A 4,240-nucleotide genomic window follows, 5' to 3' on the forward strand; every position below is an offset into this window, starting at 1 on the left:
CCCTGCGCAACGGCTCCACCAGCACCATCCACCTCCTGGGCGACATCGCCGGCTACTACCTCGAGGGAGCCCCCGGTCCGACGTGGACGGTCCGCGGCGCCCCGCTGCCCGCGAACGCAGAGCCCGACTCCGGAAGCCTTGACGACGTCGACTGCCCCAGCCTGACCATGTGTCACGCCGTCGGCACCTTTGCGGACGCGTCTGGCGCCGTGCACGTTTGGGTGAGCTCAAGGTCGAGTGGAGCCTGGACGAGCAAGGACCTGGGGTCTGCGGGCGAGTCCATTTACGAGGGCGACATCTCCTGCGCCTCCTCCACATTCTGCGCCGTCTCGTTCTCCACTTGGGACGAAGCCCTAGAACGGTCCGAGGGATACAACCTCGCCCTGTCCGGGGGAGCATGGAAGGTGCTGAACAGGACAGAAAGCCCGCAGTACGCGCTCGAGTGTCCCGGTGAGGGGACCTGTCACGCCCTGACATGGGCCGCCGACCAGTCCCCCCGTTTTGCGACGTACTCAGGAGGCTCGTGGGCATCCGCGCCCCTCCCTCTGCCGTCGGACGCGACGGGCGAGCCGGGCTACTACGGCCACCTCTCGTGCTGGGCCGTCACCGGCTGCGCAGCGCTGGGCGGTTACACCGCACCGGATGGCCGAGACGCCGGCATCATCAGCAGGATCTCCGGTTCGTCCAAGACCGTGATTCCCGTGCCGACACCTGCGGGTGCCGTCTACGGGCAGTACCTCGATGACTTGTCCTGCACCGCCGCGACCCTGTGCGCCTTCGGCGGCTACTACGTCAACAGCGCGGGCAACCAGGCCCTCAGCGTCGGCACGGTCTCCGGTGACACCGTCGTCTTGAAGCCGGCTCCGCTGCCATCGGACGCCGTCCCCGCACCGGACAGCGAACTTTCGGAGTACGTGATCTCCGCAGTCTCCTGCGGCGGACAGGCTTGCGCAGCCGTAGGCAGCTACCGCGCCAGCACCGGGCTCCGTCCCCTGGCCCTCTCCCTAGTCGACGGCTCGTGGACCGCCAGAAGCGTTGCCAGCCCCGGCGGCTTCGGCTACTTCGAGGATGTCTCCTGCCCCGACGAGTGCATTGCCGTGGGAGTGTCGGGATCGTCCGGTCTGGCCTCGACGGTGCCACTCACGGGAGCGGTCAGCAGCGTCGTACTTGCGCGACTCTTCAACGTCTCTCCGATCTCCTGTCCCTCAACGGCCCTGTGCGTGGCACTCGGCTGGCAGGAGATGGAGGACGGCTCCACCACCTCTGCCATCCTCGAGCGTTCCTGAGGTTGGAAGGAACAGCAGCGACCGCGATCCGCAAGGGCGGCTGCTCGGCATAGGGAAATCCACCCCTCGCCCGTCGACCGCTCGCACTTCGCGCACCCAAGGGTTATGGGAGAAGCGGCGAGTCCGAGGGATGGGCGAGCTGTGACTAGGGAGTGACCATTTTCGTGGCTGTGCGGCGGCGTCGAATCCGAATCGGCTGCGCCGCAGCTCCGCGCGAGGCAAGACTGCGCTCGGCAGTCGCCGCCGTCACACGGTCACGCTTCAGGGGGATCACCTTGCGCGCTCGTCAGCACCTTGCCCGTCTTCTCGCTGTCGCTGTCGGCACGGTGGTGATCGCGGTGGGCGCGTCGCCCAGCGCGTGGGCCGAACCGGAACCCAACGACACGATTGCTGCGGCCACTCCGATCGGTGTCGGGGTCGACGGCATCACCGACGCGTCGATCTTCGCGAGCGGAGACAAGGACTTCTACCGGTTCGAGGCGCCCGCTGCCGGGACCTACACGATCGACATCTACGACGTGGCCTCTGCCATGGGCCGCATGTGCGTGCAGCCCTACCGGTCCGACCAGACCGCGTTCAACCTCGGATGCGGCGGTGGCAACGGCCGAAGCAACGTGCTGCGCACCGTCGAGGTCTCCCTGTCCGGCACCTACTGGTTCAGCGTCTCGACATGGGAGTCCAGCCGCTCTGGAACCTACAAGGTCCGCGTCCTCCCCAGCTACTCCCAAGGACTGACCTGGGACACCCTCGGCGAACCGAACGGGAAGCTCTCACTCGCCGAATCGATCACCGTCGGCTCCACCACCGGTCGAACCCGGGCCATCGACCCCGTGCCCGCCACCGTCGCAAAGTACGAAGACGACGTGGACTTCTACCGGTTCGAGGCGCCCGCTGCCGGGACCTACACGATCGACATCTACGACGTGGCCTCTGCCATGGGCCGCATGTGCGTGCAGCCCTACCGGTCCGACCAGACCGCGTTCAACCTCGGATGCGGCGGTGGCAACGGCCGAAGCAACGTGCTGCGCACCGTCGAGGTCTCCCTGTCCGGCACCTACTGGTTCAGCGTCTCGACATGGGAGTCCAGCCGCTCTGGAACCTACAAGGTCCGCGTCCTCCCCAGCTACTCCCAAGGACTGACCTGGGACACCCTCGGCGAACCCGACGGGACGTGGGACCTTGCGCGGTCTCTGGTCCTGGCCGAGAACCGCGAATCCGCCATCGACGCCGTGCCGTCGACGGTGGCCAAGTACAACGACGACATCGACTGGTACCGCTTCTCGACAAGCTCTGGCTCGACATACTCGGTCACGACCGCTGCACTGGCTCCGTCCGTCGCTGCAGACCCGACCTTGACCGTCTTCGACAGCTCCGGTGACCAGATCGCGGCCAGCTACTCCTGCTCCACCTCGGCCGGCACCTGCAACAGTGTCTCGTTCACCTCGTCGCTCGGAGGCACCTACTTCGCGGCTTTCAGCGCTGGCAGCGAGGCTTCAGGTACCTACACGATCTGTGCCACGCGTTCAGGTACACCCTGCGCCACCCGCTACGACGGATACCAGCCGCTCACGCCAGCTCGCATCCTCGACACCCGCACCGGTTTGGGCGCACCCAAGGCTGTCCTCTCCCCCGGACAGTCGCTCACCCTGCAGGTCAGCGGCCGTGGGGGCGTGCCGGCGACCGGCGCCTCGGCGGTCGTCCTCAACGTCACCGCGGTGTCGCCGAGCGCTTCCGGGTACGTCAGCGTCTTCCCGACGGGCTCGGCGGCCGCCTCGGTCTCGAACCTCAACTTCCCGGCAGGCGTGACCATCGCCAACCAGGCCATGGTCAAGCTGGGCACAGGTGGCAAGGTGACCCTGACAAGCAGCGCGCGCACCAACGTGCTCGTGGACGTCGGTGGCTTCTACCCCACGACAGGCGGCAAGTTCACGCCGCTCACACCGACGCGCATCGTCGACACGCGCAGCGGGTTGGGCGCGCCCCAGTCCAAGGTGGCTGCCGGCGGGACCCTCGCGGTCCAGGTCCTCGGCAGGGGAGGCGTCCCGTCGTCCGGTGTGGGATCCGTCGCCCTCAACGTCACGACCATCGCTCCGACCACCGGGGGCTACGCCACGGTCTGGCCCTCCGGCGTGCCGATGCCGACGACGAGCTCGACGAACTTCCGCCCACGGACCACGGTCGCCGCCTTCGTCCTCGTCAAGGTGGGCTCGGACGGGCGCGTGCTCTACAGCCCGTCGACCTCCGCCGACGTGGCCGTCGACGTCGCCGGATGGTTCCCGACCGGCTCCGACTTCGTGGGCACGACCCCCACGCGCATCCTCGACACGCGCAGCGGCGTGGGCGCGACTGTCGGTGCGGTGCCGGGCGGGAGCGTGGTGACCTTCAAGGTGCTGGGCGTCGGCGGGGTTCCGTCCACCGGCGTCAAGGCGGTCTCGCTCAACGTGACCGCCGCTGGGCCCACCACAGGCGGGTGGCTCACCACCTACCCGAGCGGTGTCACCCAGCCGTCGACCTCGACGGTCAACTACCTCAGCGGTGGCGCGACGAGCAACAGCATCCTCGTCAAGGTCGGCGCCGATGGCCGAGTCGCGCTCTACACCAGCGCCACGAGCAACCTCATCGCCGACATCTCTGGCTACGTCAAGACGTCCTGAACCTCCTCCTCCTCGATCACGCCCGTCTGGAAGGCCCTGCATGACCCCCCTGCTTCGACGACTTGCCGCCCTGACCGCAGCCTGCCTCGCCATGAGTGTCGCGCCGGCCGTCGCCACCCAGCGGGCTCCGTCGGCGGCCCCAGCTGCCTCCACCGCGGCGTCGCCCACACAACCGGGCTCGTTCGTCTCGCTCGCGCCTGCCCGGGTCCTCGACACCCGCACCAACCTCGGCGCCAACGGACCCATCACCGCCGGCGGCACCGCCCGCGTCACCGTCCTGGGCAAGGGCGGCGTCCCCAC

At 68.3% G+C, this 4,240-nt stretch carries 3 protein-coding genes; all 3 read left to right on the forward strand.

Annotation, left to right across the window (positions count from 1 at the left end; genetic code table 11):
- Positions 1-1,286, forward strand: a 1,286-nt coding sequence (locus ACOJV7_RS17690; RefSeq protein WP_420191553.1) for a hypothetical protein, incomplete at its 5' end; no start/stop codon positions are given.
- Positions 1,287-1,624: 338 nt separating this feature from the next.
- On the forward strand, positions 1,625-3,940 hold the full coding sequence (locus ACOJV7_RS17695) for a hypothetical protein (RefSeq protein WP_420191554.1): 2,316 nt from the start codon (positions 1,625-1,627) through the stop codon (positions 3,938-3,940).
- A gap of 91 nt (positions 3,941-4,031) precedes the next feature.
- Positions 4,032-4,240: hypothetical protein (locus tag ACOJV7_RS17700; RefSeq protein ID WP_420191555.1), on the forward strand; the 209-nt coding region annotated here is incomplete at its 3' end.

Origin of the sequence: Knoellia tibetensis (assembly GCF_048606415.1) — a bacterium.
Lineage (GTDB): Bacteria > Actinomycetota > Actinomycetes > Actinomycetales > Dermatophilaceae > Knoellia > Knoellia tibetensis.